Annotated in this window: 3 protein-coding genes; 1 reads left to right on the top strand and 2 read right to left on the bottom strand. The window is 66.6% G+C overall.

Features of this window, described 5'->3' with window-relative positions; genetic code table 11:
* Window positions 1-80: 80 nt before the first annotated feature.
* Window positions 81-947: a class I SAM-dependent methyltransferase gene (locus AC3WK8_RS18855; RefSeq protein ID WP_103325483.1), complete on the top strand. Its 867-nt coding sequence runs from the start codon at window positions 81-83 to the stop codon at window positions 945-947.
* 37 nt (window positions 948-984) lie between these two features.
* Here AC3WK8_RS18855 and AC3WK8_RS18850 read toward each other — a convergent pair whose 3' ends face one another.
* Window positions 985-8,565, bottom strand: a complete 7,581-nt coding sequence (locus AC3WK8_RS18850) for an SDR family NAD(P)-dependent oxidoreductase (RefSeq protein ID WP_103325484.1) — start codon at window positions 8,563-8,565, stop codon at window positions 985-987.
* 55 nt (window positions 8,566-8,620) lie between these two features.
* Window positions 8,621-21,013 (bottom strand): SDR family NAD(P)-dependent oxidoreductase, encoded by a 12,393-nt coding sequence (locus AC3WK8_RS18845; RefSeq protein ID WP_103325485.1) that lies wholly within the window; start codon window positions 21,011-21,013, stop codon window positions 8,621-8,623.
* Window positions 21,014-21,032 lie beyond the last annotated feature (19 nt).

Raw genomic sequence — 21,032 nt, 5'->3', positions numbered from 1 at the left:
AAAAAATCCTCGGCATCTTGGCCATCACCTCTATGCTGCTGTGGCGGAGCCCTTTGCAGCTTTCTCACATGGAGGTAGAAATGACGACCCAAGAACCAGTGACCGTATCGCCGATCAGCCAGTGGTACGACATGATGACCCGGATGTTCCCCGACCAGCGCCTGACGTTCCTCAACTACGGCTACCTGGCCAGGGACAGCGACTTCGACTGGATCGATGACCGGGACCTGGAGCAGAAATGCTCGGCGAACCTGATTCGCACCCTGCTGGGGAATATCGACCTGCGCGGCAAGAAGGTCCTGGAAGTCGGCTCTGGGCGTGGCGGCAACTGCTCCTACCTGGCCCGCTACACCGGGGCGGCGTCCGTCACCGGGATGGATTTCTGCCCGGCGCATATCGAGTTGTGCAACCGGGTGCATGCCCTGCCGGGGCTGACCTTCGTCGAGGGCGACGCCATGGCCCTGCCGTTTGCCGACAAGCAGTTCGACGTCGTGATCAATATCGAGTCGTCGCACTGCTATCCCGACCTCGATACCTTCGGCACGCAGGTGCGCCGGGTACTGAAGGACGATGGCTGGTTCCTGTACGCCGACACCATGAAGGGCGACAACCCCAGCACCTTGAACGAGCGTGACAGCATCGGCGTCGATTTCTTCGAGAACGTGCTGGAACAGCACGAAGCGATGATTCGCCATGCGCGCTTCGAGGTGCGCGATCACGCCGATATTTCCGAAGGCGTGCTCAGGGCCTTCGAAAGCGAGCAAGGTCACCTCAAGCACCTGCTCAAGAGCCTGGTGAACGAGAAGAAGCAACAGGGCACGCCGCTGCCGCCCGAGGTCTGGCACGCATTCGACACCATGTTCCACTTCTTCGATGACAGCGGCGTCAAGGCCTACAGGAACGGCCATCTGGCGTACAAGCTCTGGCGCCTGAAAAAAGCCCCATGAAGCCCATCGACAACAGGTGCAGAGACCGCCTCGGGCCTCAGCCAATGGCACTCTCCACCGCCTCTGGGCAATACAGGGCCGCACACGACCGGGCGATCACCCGGAATACCTCCGGTTGGGTCAACAGGGTCATGTGGTTGGCCGAAGCCACATCGGTCATTTCGAAATTCGGCAGCTGGCGTTGCCATTCCTGCCAATAGTCGGCGTGATTGAAAGCGGCGAACTCCTGGCTGTCGGTGGAAAAGAACGGTTCCAGCTCGCCCATCCACAAGCCACTGCCATTGCGAAAATAACGGCAGGCCACTTCCCCGGCCCTGGGCAGCGGCAGGATGCGGTAGTGCTCGACCTGGTAGGCCTGCTGGACCCGCGTGACTTGCTCCAGCCGCTCTTGCAGGCGTTGCTCGCTGATGGCCAGGCCACGCTGGCGAGCCAGCCCGATCAGTTGCTCGCGGTAATCCGCGATCGCCAGGGCCAGGTCCACTTCGTCGCGGTGGATCAGCACCTGGGCAAAACGCTCCGGCGTCTGGCCGATGGTCATTTGCAAGGACATGTTGACGGTCTGCAACAGGCGGGTCTTGTCACTAAGGCGCGCGGTGCGCTCGCCGGTCACGTCCGGCGAGTCGAGCATCACCAGGCTGTCGACGATTTCCCCCAGTTCCTGCAACTGCCGGGTCACTTCATAAGCCAGCATGCCGCCCAGGGAATAGCCCCCCAGGTCATAGGGGCCCTGCGGCTGCACCGACTGGATGACCTGGATGTAATAGGCCGCCATGGCCTGGATACCCTGTAGCGGCGCGCGATCGGTCATCCAGCCCCTGGCCTGCAGGCCGAAGAACGGGCGTTGCACCTGCTGGGCCAGCCCCTGGTAGATCTCGCTGCCCCCCAGGGCGCCGTGGAACCAGAACACCGGACGACCGTGCTGCGCCTGGTTGAGCCGCTGCAGTTCCGGGAAACGCACTGGCGATCCGCCGAGCAAGCCGATGATCTGCGCGGGCAGCGCCACCTCTGGCCGGTCATCCGGCGCCAGCGGCCGGTCGAGCAGTTCCAGGACATCGCCAAGGGTATTGCAGAGCTGGATATCCGCCAGCACCAATCGGGGATCGATCCGGGCCTGCACCTGCATCGCCCATTGCAACATCACGATCGAATCGGCGCCGTAGGCCGTGAGCGGCCTGGCCGGCGCCAGTTCCTCAGGCGCCATGCCCAACAGTTCCGCAAGCAGGCACAAGCCCTGCTCAGCGGCGGTACGCGGTGCTTTTCCAGATTCCAGGGGAGCGCTCGCGCCAGCGGCGGGCAGCTCATCCGTCGAACTGGGCGCGGCGCCCTGCTCCAGCCAATAGCGCTGCCTGTCGAAGGCATAGGTCGGCAGGTCGATCAGTCGCGCACCGGCCTTCGGGGCCAGTTCATGCCAGGGAACCTCGCCCCCCTGGGTCCAGAGCAATGCCAGCTGCTGCAGGTCGCCGGCACCGACCAGGCCCTGGCCGAAGGCCGCGGCCCCGGGCCCGGACAACAGACTGGCGAGCGCTGCCGGAACCGCCTCGACATCACCAAAGGCCAGCGGCAAGCCTCGGGCTTGTAACGCAACCAGGCTTTCGCCCTGGGCAAGCGCGGCCAGGATCTCGGCCAGCAGCGTGCGCAACTGGTCGATGCCGGCCACCCGCAATGCCAGGCGCAGCGGCATGGCCTCACGGCCAACCTGCAGGGTATGGGCCAGGTCTTGCAGGCGCACTGGCCTATGGCGATCCAGATGATGCGCCAACCTGGCCAGTGCCTGGTGCAGGGAGTGCCGGGTGCGCGCGGACAGCGGCACGATCTGTTCTTCGTCCGGTCCTGGCGGTGCCTCGCCCGCGTTCGTGCCTGGGTACTCTTCCAGGATCAGGTGGGCATTCGAGCCGCCGGCGCCGAAGGCACTGAGCGCGGCCCGACGCGGCACGGCCTGGGCCATGCCGTCGATCTCCAGCAGCGGCTGCGGCCAGTCGGCCAGCGTACGTTGCAACACGAATGGCGAGTTCTCGAAGTCCAACTGTGGATTCAACTGGCCAAGCAGCAACGATGGCGCCAATTGCCGGTGCCGCAATTGCAGTACCAGCTTGCTGAGGGCACACATGCCCGAGGCGGCTTCGGCATGCCCGACATTGGATTTGACCGAACCGATGGCGCAAGACCGGGGCGCAACCCCGGCCTCGGCGAATACCCGGCTGAGGGCGCTCAACTCGATCGCGTCGCCCATGGCCGAACCGTTGGCCGCCGACTCGACATAGCTGATGGTGCGCGGGTCGATGCCGGCCCGCTTGAAGTTGCCCTCGATCAAGGCTGCCTGCAGCTTGGCGCTGGGCATCGAGAAACCATGGGTATGGCCGCCATGGTTGACCGCCGTCGACTTGATCACCGCCAGCACCGGATCGCCATCGCGCTCCGCGTCGGCCAGGGTCTTGAGCAATACCGCCCCGACGCCTTCGGCCGGCAGGTAGCCATCGCCGTCGGCGAAGCTGCGGCTGCCGGCATGGCTGCCCAGTACCTGGCCGATGCTCAGGCCGATGTACTTCTTCGGATGCAGGCTGAGATTGACGCCGCCGGCGATCGCCAACCGGCAATCGCCGTTGCGTAGCGCTTCGCCGGCGGCATGGATCGCCGAGATCGACGACGAGCACATGGTATCGATGGCCAGGCTCGGTCCCTGGAAATCGAAGAAATAGGACACCCGGTTGGCGATGGCGCTGTAGGACGTCACGGACACCAGGGACTCGCGGACCAGATCCGCGGCGAACGCCTGGTATTGCTGGTACATCACTCCGACGAAGACTCCCACCTGCTGCTGATAGCGTTGCTTGAGCTGTTGCCGGGTGATGCCGGCGCTTTCCAGCAGGTTCCAGCAGGTCTCCAGGAACAACCGGTCGTTGGGGTTGATGATCGGTGCCTCGCGGGGCGAGAGATTGAAGAACAGCGGATCGAAATCCTCGATGCCATCGAGAAAGCCGCCCCATTTGCAGTAGGTCTTGTCGAAGCGCCCGCGCTCCGGGTGGAAATAGGCCTGGTGGTCCCAGCGCGCGGCTGGTACTTCGCTGATCAGATCCTGGCCCGCGGCCAGCTTGCGCCACAAGGTCTCCAGGTCTTCGGCGCCCGGATAGCGCCCACTGATCCCGACGATCGCCAGGTCGCGACCGCCAGTGGCCGCTGGCTGTGCGGCCCGGGCCTGGCGCTGGCCCTGTCGCCGCGCGGCTGCCGGTGCCACCCGGGGCGCGGCGTCGGCCTGACCGGGCGGCGCACGGCGCGCCTGTCCCGGCGCCAGCAACTGGCGCAGCCGCTCCGGTTGCTGGCGGCTGAAATACTGGCTCAACTCGCGCACAGTCTGGTGTTCGTACAGCAGGGTATTGGGCAGCGAGCCGAAGCTTCGCTCCAGCTGGCCGGTCAACTCGGTCAGCAGGATCGAATCGGCCCCATAGCGTTCGAACGACTCGTCGCTGTCGATCTTCTCCTGGGGACGCTTGAGGGTCTTCGCCAGCAGCTGCTTGAAATAGCGGAGCGCCAGGTTCTCCAGCTCATCCTCCATGACCTGCGGCACGGGTGCGGCTTCTGGCTCGACCGTCGCTGGTCCAGGCGCCTGGCGCTGCCCGGCGATGAAGCTTCTGATCCTGGCGATATCTCCTTGCAGCACCAGCCAGCGCCCAGCGCCTTGGGCACTGGCCAGTAGCCGGCGCAACGTGTTCAGGCCGCCGGCATCGCTCAAGGGACGGATTCCGCTGTGCTCGAACATCTGGCGTTCGCGCAGGGCATCGATCCCCATGCCGCCGTTGCGCCACAACGGCCAGTCAATCGCCAGGGTCCGCCCATGGCGCAGGCCTGCCTGGACCTGGGCGTTGCGCCAGCCGGCCCATTCATCCATGAAGCCATTGGCCAGGGCGTAGTCGCCCTGCCCTGGGTTACCGATTACCGCGCTCACCGACGAGTACAGCACGAAGCAGTCCAGCATCAGGTGCGCGCTGGCGAGGTCGAGGTTCAGCACCCCCGCCACCTTGGGCGCCAGTACCGCCGCCATGTCGCTTGCGCGCTTGTTGCACAGGCGACTGTCGCGAGTGATGCCCGCGCAATGGACAATCCCGTTTAGCGTGCCGAACAGGTGCTCGCAGCGCTCGACCAGTGTCCGTACCGCCTGCGGGTCGCTGATATCCAGGGCGTGCAGATGCACCTCGGCGCCCAGCGCCCGCAGTGCCTCGATGCGAGCCTGCGCGTGCGCCGATAGTTGGTCGGCCCCACGACTGGCCAGCACCAGTCTCACGCCTCGGGCCTGGCGGGCAATGCTGTGTGCCAGCAGCAAGCCCAGGCCACCGGTACCACCGCTCAACAGATAGGCCCCGCCCGGTCGCCAAGGATCGGCAGGGTCGTCGGCCAGCGTGGTTTCCTCCCAGGCAAGCACCTGGCGCTGGCCTGCGAGGTAACGCACCTGCTCGGCATCCCGCCGGCCATTGTCCAGCAGCCGTTGGGGCTCCAGGTCCCCGGGCAGTTCCAGAAGCTGGACGGCGGCCACCAGGCCTTCGTTCCTGGCCGTCTTGAGCAAGGCCAGCAAGGCCTTGAAAACGGCGGTGGCCGGCCCTGCTTCGCCCCATACCAGTTGCACCAGGCTGTCGGCGGGGCACGCCTGCAAGCGCTGGATCAGGAAGCTGGCCAGCTCCGGCAGGGCAACGCCCGGATCGTCGGGCACCTGGGGCAAACGTTCGATAACGATCGATTGCTGCGCGCCGGCCAGGGCCTGGCAACTATCTTGCAGGGATTGCAGGTCCACGGTCGGGGCTGCGGCCACCAACACCCACTGCCGGGCAACGGATCGCTGAGCGGGCTGTTCAAGGGTTTCGTCGCGCCACACTGGACGCAGGACCAGCAGCGGCTCGGCGGCCGCCGCAAGCACCCGCGACGAAAAACCCTGCAGGCGCAGGGCTATGCGCCCCTGATCGTCGCAAAGGTCCACGTCCAGCTTGCTGATACGCCCGGGCTGGTGGCCGGCGCCATGGCGCACCCAGGCCTGGCACGGCTGCTTGAGCAAGCGCAGATCGCCAAGGATCACCCTGTCCAGGGCGAACGGCACCAAGGGCCGTGGCTCCTGACCGGTTGCTTGATGACCCGGCTCGGCCAGGCCCATCCCGGCCTGCAAAGCGGCATCGAGCAGGCCGCACGGTAAGTCAGTGGCGGTATCTGGCTCGCCCAGCAGCTTGGCCAATACCTGGTCGTGGCCGGCCTGCAGTGCCTGGATCCGGCGAAACCGTTCGCCATAGACCAGGCCCATTGCGGCGAACACGCGATAGCAATGTTCCGGCTCCAACGGCCGCTCGCCGGTGGCGTTGGCGATGACCGCCAGGTCCAGCGGTGCCGGTTGCTCGCTGGAACCCAGCAGGGCCACCCCGGTGCAGTAACACGAGTCATCGCCCAGGGCATCGCGGATCTCGAAACGAATCTCACCGGCGCCCTGCTCCGCCAGTTCGATATCGATCAGCAACTCACCGCCCTCATGGCACATGGGGCGGCGCCAGGCGATGTTCTTCAGGCCTGCCAGGCGTTGCTCAGCGCCCAGGGACAACTCCAGGGCGGCCCTGGCCATCTCCAGGTAGGCCACGCCAGGCAGGGTCTTCCGGCCATTGACCCGATGCTCGGTGAAAAACCACTCGTTGCCGCTGAAGCGACTGCTAAAGCGTTGCCCCGAGAGATCCGAAGTATTGCGGTGTACCAGCGGATGCAGGGCGCCCGGCCCCGGTTGCACCGGCTCGGCGCCGGTGCTGAGCCAGTAGCGTTCGCGGCTGAACGGATAGGTCGGCAAGGGAATGCGTGTCGGCCGGCAGTGCCGGTAGAGCTGGCGCCAGTCCACTTCGGCGCCCTGGACCCACAAGCCCAGCAAGGTGCTGCCATCCTGCTGCTGAGCGCCAAGCACTTGCTTCGCAGCACTCGGGGCGCAGGCCCGGATGCCAGCGCCGCAGGCACGCAACTGCTCCACCAGGCTGGCGTGACTGTGGGCTACGAAGGCCAGCCGGTACTCCATCGCCTCGCGACCCAGTTGCAAGCTGGCGGCCAGTTCCGCCAGGGCCGGTGGTCGTTGGCCATGCAGGAACTCGAGCAACTGCCGGACCCGCGCCTGCAGGGCGTCGGGGCTGCGGGCCGAGAGCGGGAACAAGGTCGCCGCCATGCCTGGTTGCGCCGTGACCTCGACGGGGTCGACCGCTTCAAGCACCACATGGGCGTTGGCCCCGCCGAAGCCGAATGAACTGACGCCGGCCCGGCGCGGCAGCGGATTGCCTTGGCTATCCTGGGCCGATGGCCATTCGCGCCCGGCCTGGAGGATCTCGAACGGGCTGTCGGCCAGCTCGATATAGGGATTGAGCCGTTCGCTGTGCAGGCTCCTGGGCAGATAACCGTTGTGCAGTACCAGCAGGGTCTTGATCAGCCCGGCGATCCCGGCTGCGGACTCGAGATGGCCGATGTTGGTTTTCACCGAACCCAGGTAGCAACGCTGGCCGGGCTTGGCGCCCAGTTCGGCGAAGGCCTGCTTGAGCCCGCTGATCTCGATCGGGTCGCCCAGGCGCGTGCCCGTGCCGTGGGCCTCTATGTAGCCGATGCTGGCGATGTCCAGGCCGCGGTACGCTTGCTTGAGCAATTCGGCCTGGGCCCTGGGATTGGGTGCGGTCAGGGAGTTGGCATGGCCGCCATGGTTTTCCGCCGAACCGATGACCGTCGCGACGATATTGTCGCCATCGGCCAGGGCCTGCTGGTAGTCCTTGAGGATCACCACCCCGACGCCTTCGCCCCGCACATAGCCGTCGGCATCGTCGGCGAAGGCCTTGCAACGGCCGCTCGGACTGAGCATGCCGGCCTTCAGCGCACCGATGAACACCATGGGTTCCAGGCACAGGTTGACTCCGCCAGCCACCGCCACCGCGCAATCGCCGTTGCGGATCGCCTGCACGGCGCGATGGACCGCCACCAGCGAGCTGGAACAGGCGGTGTCGACGGGAGCGCTGGGGCCATGGAAGTCGAACAGGTAGGAAATGCGGTTGGCGATGATCGAGTGGGCATTGCCCGTAGCATCGTGGCTGCCAGCATCGGCGCGGGCCAGCAGGCCGTTGTAGTCGGCGGAAGAAATGCCGATGAAGACCCCCGTATCGCTGCCTCGCAGGTCGCCGGGGCGAATACCCGCATGCTCGAAGGCGGCCCAGGTCTGCTCCAGCACCAGCCGATGCTGCGGGTCCATGGCCTCGGCCTCGCGTGCGCTGATCCTGAAGAAGTCGGCGTCGAACGCCAAGGGCTCGTCGATGAAGCCGCCCGGGCACGCGAAGGCATCCCGCAGGTGGGCACGCTCGGCGATGCCCGGCAAGTGCCAATAGGGCAACTCACTGATGTGCGAACGCTCCTGGCGCAACGCCTGCCAGAATTGCCCGGCGTCGGCAGCCCCCGGAAAACGTCCGGAAAAACCGACGATCGCCACCCGGGTGCCCGCTGCCTGCGGCGCTGGCCGCGGGCGGGAAATCTCGCTGACCTGGCGCCTGTCCCGGGGCGCCGGCGCACCGGCTTGGCGCGGCGACGGTCGCTGGTTGGGCAGACGGATGTCGGATGTATGGTTCGAGGTTGTATCGTTCATGCCCTTACCGTCCTGGTTCGCCCGGCAGCCTGGCCGGCCGGGTCGCTTCTGCCGCTCAATGCAGCGCCTTGTGCTGTGCTTGCAGCCTTGCCGCCAATTCACCCAGTTGCTGCTTCTCATAGAACAGGTCGGGCATCAGCCGGGTGCCGAAGCGCTTGTTCAGGCTGTCGGTCAGTTGCATCACCATGATTGAGTCCAGCCCCAGGTCATGCACCTGTGCCGACTGGCCGATCTCCTCGGGCGAGAACCCCAGCTTGTGCTGCAACTGTTCCTGGATGAACGCCAGTACCTGGTCCCCTGGATCGCCGGCACCGGTATCCGCCCTGGCGACCTGCGGCTTGGCCTCGCCGGCGGAGCTGGCCTGCAGCGACGACCGGGAAACATCGGCGACCTGCCCCGCAAGCCATGGGTGGTCGTGGTCGATAGCCGCCAGCTGGCGTTGATCGAGATGCAGGCTGACCCGATCGGCCTTGAGGCAGATCCGCGCCTGCTCATCGAGTACCAGTAAGCAACAAGCCAGGCCGTCGGTTCCCAGCCCGATACCGCTGAGCACCACCGTGAAGTCGCCGGCCGGTGACTGGTAGCAGCACAGCTGCTCGATATTGCGTATCACCACCTGGGCCTGGCCCAGCCCCAGCTGGTCCAACAACAGGTAGAACGCCTTGTCGAGGGTGGTCGCCAGGTACGGCGTCAGGTGCAGGTTGGCGGCGTGGTGATTGTGCCGGTTGAGCGGTGGCCGGCCTTCGAGCAGCAAGCCACTGCCGCCGACGACCCACCCGCCGGTGTTCTCCAGGTAGGGAGCAAAATCGTAGCCGGCCCGGGCCAGGCGTTCGCTGGCATCGGTGGCCGGTTGGCGGCTCAACAGCTCGTCGGCGGCATCGAGCCAGGATTGCGCCACGACCGGTTGCCCGCCCGCCAGTGGGTTGATCAGGGCGAACCCCAGGTTGATCGACTGGCCATCCTGGCGTAGCGCATCGAAATCCAGCTCCAGTTGCCCGGCATCGATTTCCAACAGGCGATAACGCAGCCCGCCAACCGTCGCCCAATCGCCGATGAAATGCTCGAAGGCGCAGGATACCGCCAGCGTGCTGCCGTCGAATCGCTCCACCAGCGCCGGCATCGCCAGAGCCACATCGACGAAGTTGAAGGCACCGAGGCGCTGGCCGCCGGGTGCCCGGTACAGGTAGTCGAGCAACTGCGCCGGCGCCAGTTCGCAGCGAAACAGCGCGCCCTCAGCGGTGCTGGGGCAACTCTCGCTCACCAGTGGATGCAGTTTGCGGGTGAACATCGACGGGTTGATGATCGCCGACTCGTAGCCCGGCTCGGTGTACCAGCAGCGGTTCTTCTCGAAGGCGTAGGCCGGCAGGCTGATGCGCTGTGGCTGGCGCTCGTACAGGCTGGTCCAGTCGACATCGTTGTCGCCCCCCAGCCAGCGCCCCAACAACGCCGCCAGCGGTTCGTCCGCCCGGGGCAAGCGACTCGCCGTGGTTTCCTGGAAGTGATAGAGGCTTGCGTTGTCGTAGCGGCCCTCGATGCACTCCGCCAGGCCATCCAGCAGTGCCTGGCGGTTGGCGCAGCGGATCACCAGGCGGTTGCGCAGGTTGTTCTTGCCCACTTGCAGCGTGTAGGCGACCTGGGCCAGCGAAGCATCGCTGCTGGCCAGCCAGGTACGAAACTTTCTGAGGTTCTCCGCCAGCAGCGCCAACTTGTGCACCGAGAACACGAACGCCAGGCACTCATCCGCAATCTGCCCGGCGGCGTCGGCTGGCGGCACGAACTCCTCGACGATCATGTGGGCGTTCATGCCCCCGGCAGCGATCGACGTCAGGCCGGCGCGCCGTGGCAAGCTCTGCAGCCGGCCGTCGACCAGGTGCTCCGGGCGGCGCCACTCGACCAATTGCTGCGGCACCTTGAAGGGCGAATCGGCGAAGTCGATGTCCTGGTTGAGCACCCCCGAGTGGATCGATGGAGCGATCTGCCCGTGCTTGAGCTGCAACAGGGTCTTGGTCAGCCCGGCCACGCCCGAGGCGGCCAGCAGATGGCCGATGTTGGATTTTATCGAGCCCAGGTAGCAGAACTGCTTGTCCTGGGTATGGGGCATGAACGCATTGCGCAACCCCAGGACCTCGATCGGATCGCCCAGGCGTGTGCCCGAACCATGGCCCTCGACATAGGAAATCGACGCCGGGTGCACCTTGGCCTGCTCCATGGCCTGGCGAATCGCCAGGGTCTGCAAGTCCGGGTTGGGCACGTTGAAGCCATTGCGCTCGCCGGCATTGGTGATCGCCGAGCCCTTGATCACTCCGTAGATCTGGTCGCGATCGGCGATGGCCCGATCCAGGCGCTTGAGCAGCACCGCACCGACCCCTTCGCCGATCACCGTACCGTCGGCGCCCACTCCGTAGCTGTTGACCGACCGGGAAGTGATCGAGGTGAAGTTGCCCTGTGAGGTATTGACCACCGTATAGGGGTGGTACATCAGGTTCAGGCCGCCGGCCAGGACCATCATGGTTTCATCGTGGCGCAGCATCTGGAAGGCGGTATGGATGCAGGTCGAGGATGACGAACACATGGTATCGATGAACAGGCTCGGCCCGGTCAGGCCATAGAAGTACGACACCGTCATGGGAATGGTGGCCATGCCCGAGCCAGAAGCCATGGCGCCGGCGGACAGATTGTGTTCGAAACCGTAGTAGTGATAGTCGTTGCTCATGGCTCCCAGCAGCACGCCGACGTTGCCGCCATAACGGCGTTGCAGGGTCTCGCGGGAATAGCCGGCGTCCTCGAAGGTATGCACCGCGGTTTGCAGGAACAGCCTGACTTCCGGCGACATGTGGTCGGCATAGACCTTGGGCATCTTGAAGTAGCTGTAGTCGAACTTGTCCACATCCTTGATGAATGAGCCGTTGATGCACGTGGTCTTGCCCAGCACGTCACGGTTCTTGTAGTAGAGCTTGGCATGGTCCCAGCGCTCGGCGGGGAACTCGTCCATGCAGTCGACGCCATTGGCCAGGTTGTGCCACAGCTGGTCGATGTCGTCGGCCCCCGGGTAATGGCCGCCCAGGCCGATCACCGCCACGTATTGCGCCAGGTCGCTGTCCGGCACCGGCTGCTTGGAGGCCGACGCCACGGCCGCTGCGGCACGGGCGAAGCGATCCACCGGCGATGGCCCCTGGGCGATGCCGGCCGCTGGCGTCAAGGCATCACCGGCGAACATAGCGACGAAGTGCTGGCGATACTTCTGCGCGAAGTGCTCGACCATGCCGGCGATGTTGACGTGCTCGAACAGCAGGGTCTTGGGCAACGAGCCCAGGTGTTTTTCCAGTTCGTTGGTCACCCCGACCGCCATGATCGAATCGAACCCGTAGGCCTCGAACTTCTCCGCCGGGTGGATCTTCGCCGCATCGACCTGGGTCACCTTGGCCACGATCTGCACGATGAAGGCCTGGATCCGCTGGCGCAGCTCGCTGTCGCCGAGGCTTGCGCCGCTGTCGACGCGGGGTGGCGCTCCAGCCGGGGGGAGTCCCTGGCCGGCAGGGGCCAGGCCGATACCGGCCAGGCGCGCGGCCTCGCCATACACCACCCAGGCCTGGGCGGTGACCGACTCGGCTAACAACAGTTGCAGGCTTTGCAGGCCCACCTCCTGGGGCATGGGCACGATGCCAAAGCGTTCGCGCAGTTGTTGCTCGATCACTGGCGCCAGGCCCATGCCACCGTCGCGCCACAACGGCCAGTTGATGCTCAGCGAGCGGCCCTTGCGCTTGCCGTCGGCGCAAAGCGCTTGCCGATAATGCATGTAGGCATCCATCCAGGCGTTGGCACAGGCATAGTCCGCCTGCCCCAGGTTGCCCAGGGCCGCCTGGGATGAACAACAGACGAAGAAGTCCAGTGGCCGTTCGCCAACGGCCAGGTCCAGGGCCTCGAGCCCCCTGACCTTGGCCGCCAGCACCTGGGAGAAATCACTGGCGCGCTTGCCCGGGATCAGGCCATCGCGGATCACCCCGGCACTGTGGATCACCCCGTGCAGTTCACCCTGCCCGGCGTGGATGGCATCGATCCACCGGTTCACGGCCGCGGCGTCAGCGACATCCAGCGCCTGGTAGAACACCCGGGCACCGAGCGCCTGCAGCTGCTCGAAGGCCTGCTGCATCTTCGGTTCGCTGGCCGAACGCCCGGCCAGGTACAGCACCGGGTTGCGGCAACTACGGGCAATGTGCCGGGCGAACAACAAGCCCAGGCCGCCGGCGCCGCCGGTGATTGCATATACCCCGCCGTCGCGCCATGGCCCGGGCTCGCGCTGTGGCTTGGAGGCGACGGCCAGCTCATGCCATTGACGGGCATAGAGGCTGCCGTTGGCCAGCACTCGCACCCGCTGCCGGCAATGGACGCGGCTCTGCTGTTCGATCATCCGGTACATCCCCGCCTCTCCCAGGTCGGGGTCCAGCAGCACCAGGCGCGCCTGCAACTGGCCGTTTTCGATCATCGCGGTGCCGAGCAGCGCCTCCAGCGCCCCCAGGCGCAGGTCGGACTGGCCCTGGACGACATAAAGCTGCAGGTAGTCGCCCGCCGTGGCATCCCGCCGTTGCAGGTAGTCGAGCAAGGCCAGCGCCGCAGCCTCGTACACCGCCGCGCCGGTGGCCCCGGGCGCCCCGGGCAACAGGCTGACCTGGGCGCTGAACTGCTCGCGCAGTCGCGTTACCACGGTATCCGGCAGCCCCAACAGCAGCAACTGTGGCCGGACGCCCTCTGGCAGCGGCTCGCCGGGGTCATCCAGGCTCTGCCAGGACGGGGTGCGGATCGAGCGTGCCAACTCGCTGTCGTCTTGCCTGGCCTGCGCTACCGGCAACACCGAGGCCTGATCCTGGGTCCGCCGTGAGCTGAACCCTTCCAGTTGCAGCAGGCACTGGCCGGCCTGGTCGTGGATCTGCAGGTCGACCTTGTCGATCGTCGTGCCGGCCGGCAGCGCTCCACGGCTGGCGAGCACCGTCAGTGGACCGTCGCGCAGCGCCTGCGCGAGCGAGCCATGCACCCGCAGGCGGTCCAAGGCGAACGGTAGCGCCGGGCCCGTCGCCTGCGGACCTTGCCCCAATACCGTGGCGATATGCAGTGCACTGTCGAGGATGCCCGGGGGCAGCGCGACGCCGTTCATCTGCGGATCGAGGGCACCGGCCGACAACTGGCCGAGCACCTGGTCGCGGCCCAGGCGGATCTGCCCGGCCGCGCGGAAGCTGCTGCCGTAGTGCACGCCCAGGCTGGCGAAGCCCTGGTACAGCGCCTCGTGGCTGCGCTCGCCCAGGTCGCAGCCGGCTTCCAGCTGCGCCAGGTCCAGGGCGGCGGGAGCGACCACCGCTGCCAGCAGCGCATCGCCCTGGGCATGCAGTTGCTGCTCGCTGCCGTCGAGGCTGTAGATCTTGAACGACAGGCGATCGGCTGCCTGGGGCGTGAGTTCACAGAACAACTCGATCTCGCCGGCTTCCACCGTCGACAAAACCAGTGGCCGCAGCCAGGCCAGGTTGCACAAGGTGACGTGCTGCATGGTTCGTTCGCTGGCCCGGACGATGGCCTCGCGCGCCATCTCCAGGTAGGCGACCGCGGGAAACACCCGTTGCTCGCCGATCCGATGATCGACCAAAAAGCGCTCCTGGCCACTGAAGCGGCTGGCGAAGCACGGGCGGGCCAGGGTCGAGAGGTTGCGCTGCAGCAGCGGATGCAGCCATTGGGCTTGCGGCCCGGTCGCGGACGACTGGCGCTGGCGGGCCTGGGGCCAGTAGCGCTCGCGGGCGAACGGATAGCCCGGCAGCGCTATGCGCGCCGGCGGCGTGGCGAACAGCCGTCCGCCGTCGAGTTCGTAGCCCTGGCGATAACAGTCCGCCAGCCCCGCCAGGGATTCGCGCAGCGTCTCTGCCTCCGCGCCCCGGCAATCGCCCTGCAACTGCTCGATATAGCGCACGACGGTCTTGCCCGGGGTGAAGTCGCGATCCACCTCGCCGGCGAACAGGTTGGGCCGTTTCTCGCCGGCCAGGTGGCACTGCAAGGCGTAGCACGTTTCCTGCAGGTCCGCCGCCACCAGTGCCAGGCGATGCCGGAAGTGATGGCGACCTTCGAGCAGCGTATGGCTGATGGAGGGCAGTTGCTCATCCAGGTAGCCACCGCGCTCCAGCGCTGTCTTCAGCTGTGCGGCCCGGTCCTGGAGGGCCTCGGCGCTCTTGGCCGACAGCACCAGCAAGTAGCACGCCTGCCGTGCTTGCCCCGCGGCCGGTTGCCGACTGTAGGCCTGCAGCACCACGTGGGCATTGGTACCGCTCATGCCGAAGGCACTGACCGCCCCGATCCGTTCGTGCCCGCGTCCGGCCCGGGGCCAGGCTTTGTTGGCCTTGTTGACGTAGAACGGACTCTGTTGCCACTGGATGTAGTCGTTTTCCTGTTCGCAATACAGGCTGGCGGGAATGGTCTCGTGGCGCAGCGCCTGCACCAGGGCAATGACACTGACCAGGCCCGAGGCGGCGAAGGTATGGCCCAGGTTGGTCTTGGTCGAGGTCAGTGCGCAATGCCCCGGGGGATTGCCGCGGAACGCATCGTTCAGGGCATTGATCTCCACCGGGTCGCCCAACTGGGTGCCAGTGCCGTGGGCCACGATGTAGTCCACCTCCCGGGTCTGCAGTCCGGCGCGCCGGTAGACGTCCTCCAGCAAACGTTGTTGCGAGGCACCACTGGGCGCGGTGATGCCGTTGGTCTTGCCGTCGTAGTTGATGCCGCTGGCCCGCAGGGTCGCGTAGATCCGGTCGCCGTCGGCCTCGGCCCGGGCCAGGGGCTTGAGCAATACGCAACATACGGCCTCGCCCGGGACCATGCCGTTGGCCCGGTGATCGAAGGCGAAGCACTTGCCATCCGGCGAGAGCATCCCGGCCTGGGTCATGCCGATGAAGGCGTCGGCCGAGAAGATCAGGTTGACCCCGGCGGCGATGGCCATCTCGCATTCCTGGTTGCGCAGGCTGGAAGCGGCCTGGTGCAATGCCACCAGCGCCGACGAGCAGGCGGTATTGATCGCCATGGCCGGGCCGGTGAGGTTCAGGAAGTAGGCCAGCCGCGAGGCGAGGATGCCGTTATGGCTGGAGGTCAGGCTTTCTTCGCCGGCCAGCCGCTGGAAGTCGCCCTCCTCGACGCCGACGAACATTCCCACCCGCTGCGCCGCCAACTGGCGCGGGCCGATTCCGGCATCCTCCAGGACGTTCCAGCCCTCCTGCAACAGCAAGCGCTGGCGGGGATCGAGTTGGCTCGCCTCGCGGGGCGAGATCTCGAAGAACAGTGGGTCGAACTCGTCGATTCCCGGCACGCTGCCCATCCAGATGCAACGGGTCTTGGCTGGGTTTTCCCGGGGATCGCCGTAGTGTTCGCGCCAGTCGTAGCGTTGCGGTGCGATCTCATCGACCATGTCCCGGCCTTCGGCCAGCAACTGCCACAGTTCATCGGGGCTACGAGCCCCGGGAAACCGTCCGCTGAGGCCGATGATCGCGATGCTGTCCGCCTGGCCCCCCGGGCTCGTGGCCTGTGGCATCGGCGTGGCAGGCTCAAGCTCAAGCTCAAGCTCAAGCTCAAGCTCAGGCGCGGGGGCTGGGCCCTGGGGCCGCAGGTAGCAGGCTTCGACGGCTTGCCGGTGCTGCGTGAGCAAGTAAGCGGCCAGTTTCGCCAGGGTCGAGTGGCTGAAGAATACTTCCGGGGTCAACTTCAACCCCAGGTGCCGGCTTAGCAGCCCGGCATATTCGGCCAGGCTGATGGAATCGAAACCGAAGTCGGCCAGGTTGCGGTCGTCGTCCAGCGCCTGCCGTTCGGCCTGCAAGGGCCTGCTCGCCAAGTCGCGCAGGTCCCAGGCCAACGCCTGCTCGAGACTCAGGCCCTTGAGTTCCGGACGCCCTGCCCCTGCATGGCGCGTCGACGCCACGGTGGCGGCCTGGGGCTTGGCGAGCGGCCGGTCGATGCCGGCCACCAGTTGCCGCAGACGCTCGGGTTGGCCGGCCAGAACCATGACCTGCTGGATATCGCTGGCGACCGCCCTTTCCAGCCAGTCCAGGCCCTCGGCGCTTTCCAGCAGCCGCTGGCCGCTGGACTTGAGATAGAACTCGGTGGAATCGCCCTCGCCCACCGTCATCCCACCTTCGCGCCATAACGGCCAGTTGATCGTCACCACCCGCCGGGCCTGCTTGGCCTGGACATGCCGGGCGTAGGCCTGCTGGAAGCGGTTGGCCATGGCATAGCTGCAGGCACCCATGTCGCCGAGCAGCGCCGAGCTCGAGGAAAAATGACAGATCAGCGCCAGGGGCTGCTCCGCCAGCACTTGGTCCAGCACCTGGCTGGCCTCGACCTTGGCCTTGAGCACCGCGGCGAATTCCTGCGGCGAACTGGCCAGCACGTTGCCACTGGCCTTGAGGCCGGCGGCATGCACCAGGCCATCGATCGGCCCGCTGTGGACCAGGACCTGGGCCAGCGCGGCGGTCAGTGCCTGGCCATCGGCGCAATCGGCCTGGACATGGAAAACCCGGCAGCGCGCATGCCCCAGCGCCTCGATGCGCGCCCGGGCGCTTGCCGACAACGGCGAGCGCCCGTTGAGCAACAGCTGCAAGCGGCCGCTGGAGCGTTGCCTGGCCCGCTGCGACAGGTGACTCGCCAGCAGCCAGCCCAGTTCGCCGAGCCCGCCGGTGATCAACAAGGTGTCCAGCCGCTCCAGGGCCAAGGGGGCGCTGCCAGCCTCGAGGGTGACAGGAACCAGCGTCGGCCGCAGCGGCTCAAGGTCCTGGTACAGGCGGCTGCCCAGCACTTCGCCGCTCAGTTGCCGCCACACCCGTGGCAACCAGCGGTGATCGTCGGGCGAGTCCTGGGGACAATCGATAGCCACCGTCACCGGGCAGTCGAGCAAGGTGCCCAGGGAGCGCTCGATGCCGATCCACGACTCCAGGTGGCAACGTTCCAGGACATCCCTGGCGCGTCCGGCCAACAATAGCCGCTGGATGGGCCTCGCGCTGGCGGCCATGGCCTTGAGCAAGGCGACGATCGGGCTGCTGTCGCTGCTCCAGCGCCGATCGTCCATGGCCCACAGGTACAGCACGCGGTCGGGGCAAAAATCGGCCAGCGCCTGGTGCAAGCCATGCTGCAGTCGCTGCGGATCCTGTGCCGCGACTCGGCGCTGGCCATCCTCCTCAGGTTCGTTGGCCAGGGCCGCAGACACGAACAGCAGTTCGCTGCCCGGGCTCAGGGTCTGCGCCACATCGGCCAGTTGCCGGCGTAGCGAGGGATCGCCCAGCAGGCACAGCACCCGCAGCGGCCGGGCCTCACCCTCGGGTTCGGCAACGGCCAGCCACTGTTCGCTAAAACCCAGTAGCGCGCTGTCGGCGCTGCCGGTGCCGAGGCTTGTGGCGTCGCCAGTCGTCGTGCCCTGGGCCGGGGCTTCCAGCCAGTAGCGGTCCTGGGCGAAGGCATAACCGGGCAGGCTGATTCGTGCCGGCAAGCAGTCGGCGTCATGCAACCGCTCCCAGTCGATGCTCTGCGCCGGTTCGCTGAGCCACAGCGCGGCCAACTGCGAAAGGTCTGCGCGGTCCAGGGCCTGGTTGATATCGAGGCTGGCGGCGGCAAAGGTGGCGTCGCGCTCGCCAGCGCTCCAGGCTTGCAGTTGGTGTTGCAGTTGCTGCAAGTCGGTGACCAGGAAAATCGCCCGGGCCGCCATGGCCTCGCGGCCGACTTGCAGGGTGTAGGCCAGGGCGCCGAGATCCGGAGCCTGGTGCTCGAGGTAGGCCAGCAGTTGCTGCACCTGCTGGCGCAAGCGCGTGTCATCGCGCGCCGAGAGCGGCACCAGCACCGGCTGGCCATGGTGGATGGCGAACCGGCGGAGTTCACGGTACTCCTCCAGCACCGCGTGGGCATTGGTGCCGGAAAACCCGAAGGAACTGACTCCGGCACGCCGTGGTGTGGCCTGTTCCGGCCAGTCGCGGCCTTCCACGTCGATCAGCAGCGGCGAGTCATCGAGCCTGATATGGGGGTTCTGCTCCTGGAAGTGCCCCAGGGCGGGCAGCTTGCGGTGCTTCAGCTGCTGCACCACCTTGAGCACCCCGGCGATGCCGGCCGCCCCCTCGGCATGGCCGATGTTGGCCTTGACCGAGCCGATATGGCAGAAACCCCGGTCCTGGGTATAGCGGGCAAAGGCTCGCTTGAGGGCATTGATCTCGATCGGATCGCCCAGCCGGGTGCCGGTGCCATGGGCCTCGATGTAGCCAAGCGTCCGCGGATCGATGCCGGCGTTGCGCCAGGCCTGCACTATCACGTTTTCCTCGCCGGTCACGCTGGGCGCCGTCAGCGATGGGGTATAGCCGCCGTGCAGCGCCGCCGAGCCCTTGATCACGGCATGGATCGGGTCACCATCGGCCAGGGCCCGGGACAGCGGCTTGAGCAGCAGGGTCGCTACGCACTCCCCTGGCACATAGCCGTCGGCGCGGGTGTCGAAGGTGTGGCAACGGCCAGTGGGCGACAACGCGCGGATCGTCGAGAAATAGCGGTAGTGCCAGGACGACAGCAATAGGTTGCTGCCACCGACCAGGGCCATGCCGCATTCGCCGTTGCGCAGGGCGACGCAGGCCGCGTGCAACGCGACCAGCGACGAAGAGCAGGCGGTATTGAACATCAGGCTCGGCCCCTTGAGGTCGAACCAGAAGGAAATCCGGTTGGCGGCGATGGTGCCGCTGCCGGTGGCGATGTACGGGTCCATGGGCAGGCCGAGCTCGCCGATCTTGTCCACATACTCGTTGAAGCACGAACCGATGAACACGCCGGTGTCGCTGCCACGTAACCGGCGGATCACCCCGGCATCCTCGGCGCAGGTATAGGCGCTCTGCAGCAGCAGGCGCACCTGCGGGTCCATCCACTGCGCCTCGCGACGCGACATGTTGAAAAAGCCGGCATCGAAGCGGTCGACCCCGTCGATGAAACTGCCCCAGCGCGAATAGGTCTTGTCCTTGGCCTCGGGGTCGGCATCGAACCAGGGCGCAATGTCCCAATGATCCTCGGGCACGGTCTTGATCAGCTCGCGGTCGTGCCAGATATTGCGCCAGAACTGCTCCAGGTCGCCGGCCTCGGCGAACTGCCCGTGCTGGCCGATGATGGCGATATCCTGCTCGCTTGCGTCACTGTGTCCGGCCCGCGCGGTCGGCGCGCTGTTCGGGACGGGCGCCGGCATCGCGCCGGTGGTGTCCGTGGTATCCGGCTGGTCGAGCAAACGACCGAAGGCCGCCCCGTGCTCCTGCCAGAGAAAGCCCGCCAGCTCGACCAGGCTCGGGTATTCGAAGAACACCGTCGGCTCCAGTTCGATGGCCGTGGCGCTGGCGATGCGTTGCGCCAGGTCCACCAGGTGCGCCGACTCCAGGCCCAGGTCCATCAGGTTGCGCTGACGTTGCTCGCGACTGATGCCGCTGGCGCCGATCCCGTGCAATTGGGCTAGCAGGTAGGCCTCGATGGCCTCGCGGCTGGCGCCCTCGGTCGGTAAAGCCGGTTCCAGGTTGCTGTTGCGCAGGCGCTTGAGCGAGCAGCCGCTGAACTGCGCGACCAATTCGCCGTCGTCGCTGTACAGCCCGGCATCGAACAGCAGCAGTTCGCCGGAGTTCTTCAACAACTGCCCACGGATCCAGCCACTCATCGGGGCTTGGCGGCGGTGCAGCGTCAAGGACTTGATCCCCAGGGGAATATGCATGCCGGACAGGCTCTCCCCGTCCAGCAGCGGGACGATGCTCAAGAATGCGCTGTTGATCAGCAAGGGGTGCAAGCCGTAGTGGCGCTCGTCATCCACCACCACCCGGGCCAGCACCTCGGGACGTTCCGGCTGCCGGTAGAGCGCTTGCAGGGTGCGATAGCTGTCGCCGATGAACAGCTGTTCGCTGACCTGGTAGATGGAGGCCGGGTCCAGCCGGGTCATCGTGCTGCTCAACTCGACGGGAGCGATGGCCTGGTGCTCGGCAGCCACCGCCGTCAGCTCGCCGCTGGCCGCCACTTGCCAGGGCGCCTGCGCGCTGCGTCGGCATACCGCTTCGAACCCGGGCCCGCCAGCCCGGATCGCCACCTCCAGCTGCTCGCCACTCGCCAGTGCCACTGGCGCGGCGAACAGCAGCTGGTTCAAGCGCAACGCCTCGCCCTCGGCGAGCTGGCCCAGCCCCTGCTCCAGCGCCAGGCTGGCATAGGTCAGCCCGAGGAGGATCCGTCGTTGATCGAAGCGATGATCGCGCAGGCAGGGTTCGTCGTAGCGATACACCGCGGCCGCGACCAGGTCGGCACCGGCCGTGGGCACCTGCAGCCGACGGCCTGCCGGCCCGGCCCGCAGGCTGGCCCGCAACATCTCGAACTCCCGCGCCGCCTGCTCCGGGTTGATCTCCTGGCGCTGGATCCTGCCGTGCAGAGCCCTGATTCTACTGTCCACTGCTCTCTCCAATCCTTGG

It is taken from the genome of Pseudomonas sp. FW507-12TSA (assembly GCF_058781435.1).
The sequence above is the reverse complement of the archived record's forward strand: the minus strand, read 5'-3'. Positions and strand labels throughout refer to the sequence as shown.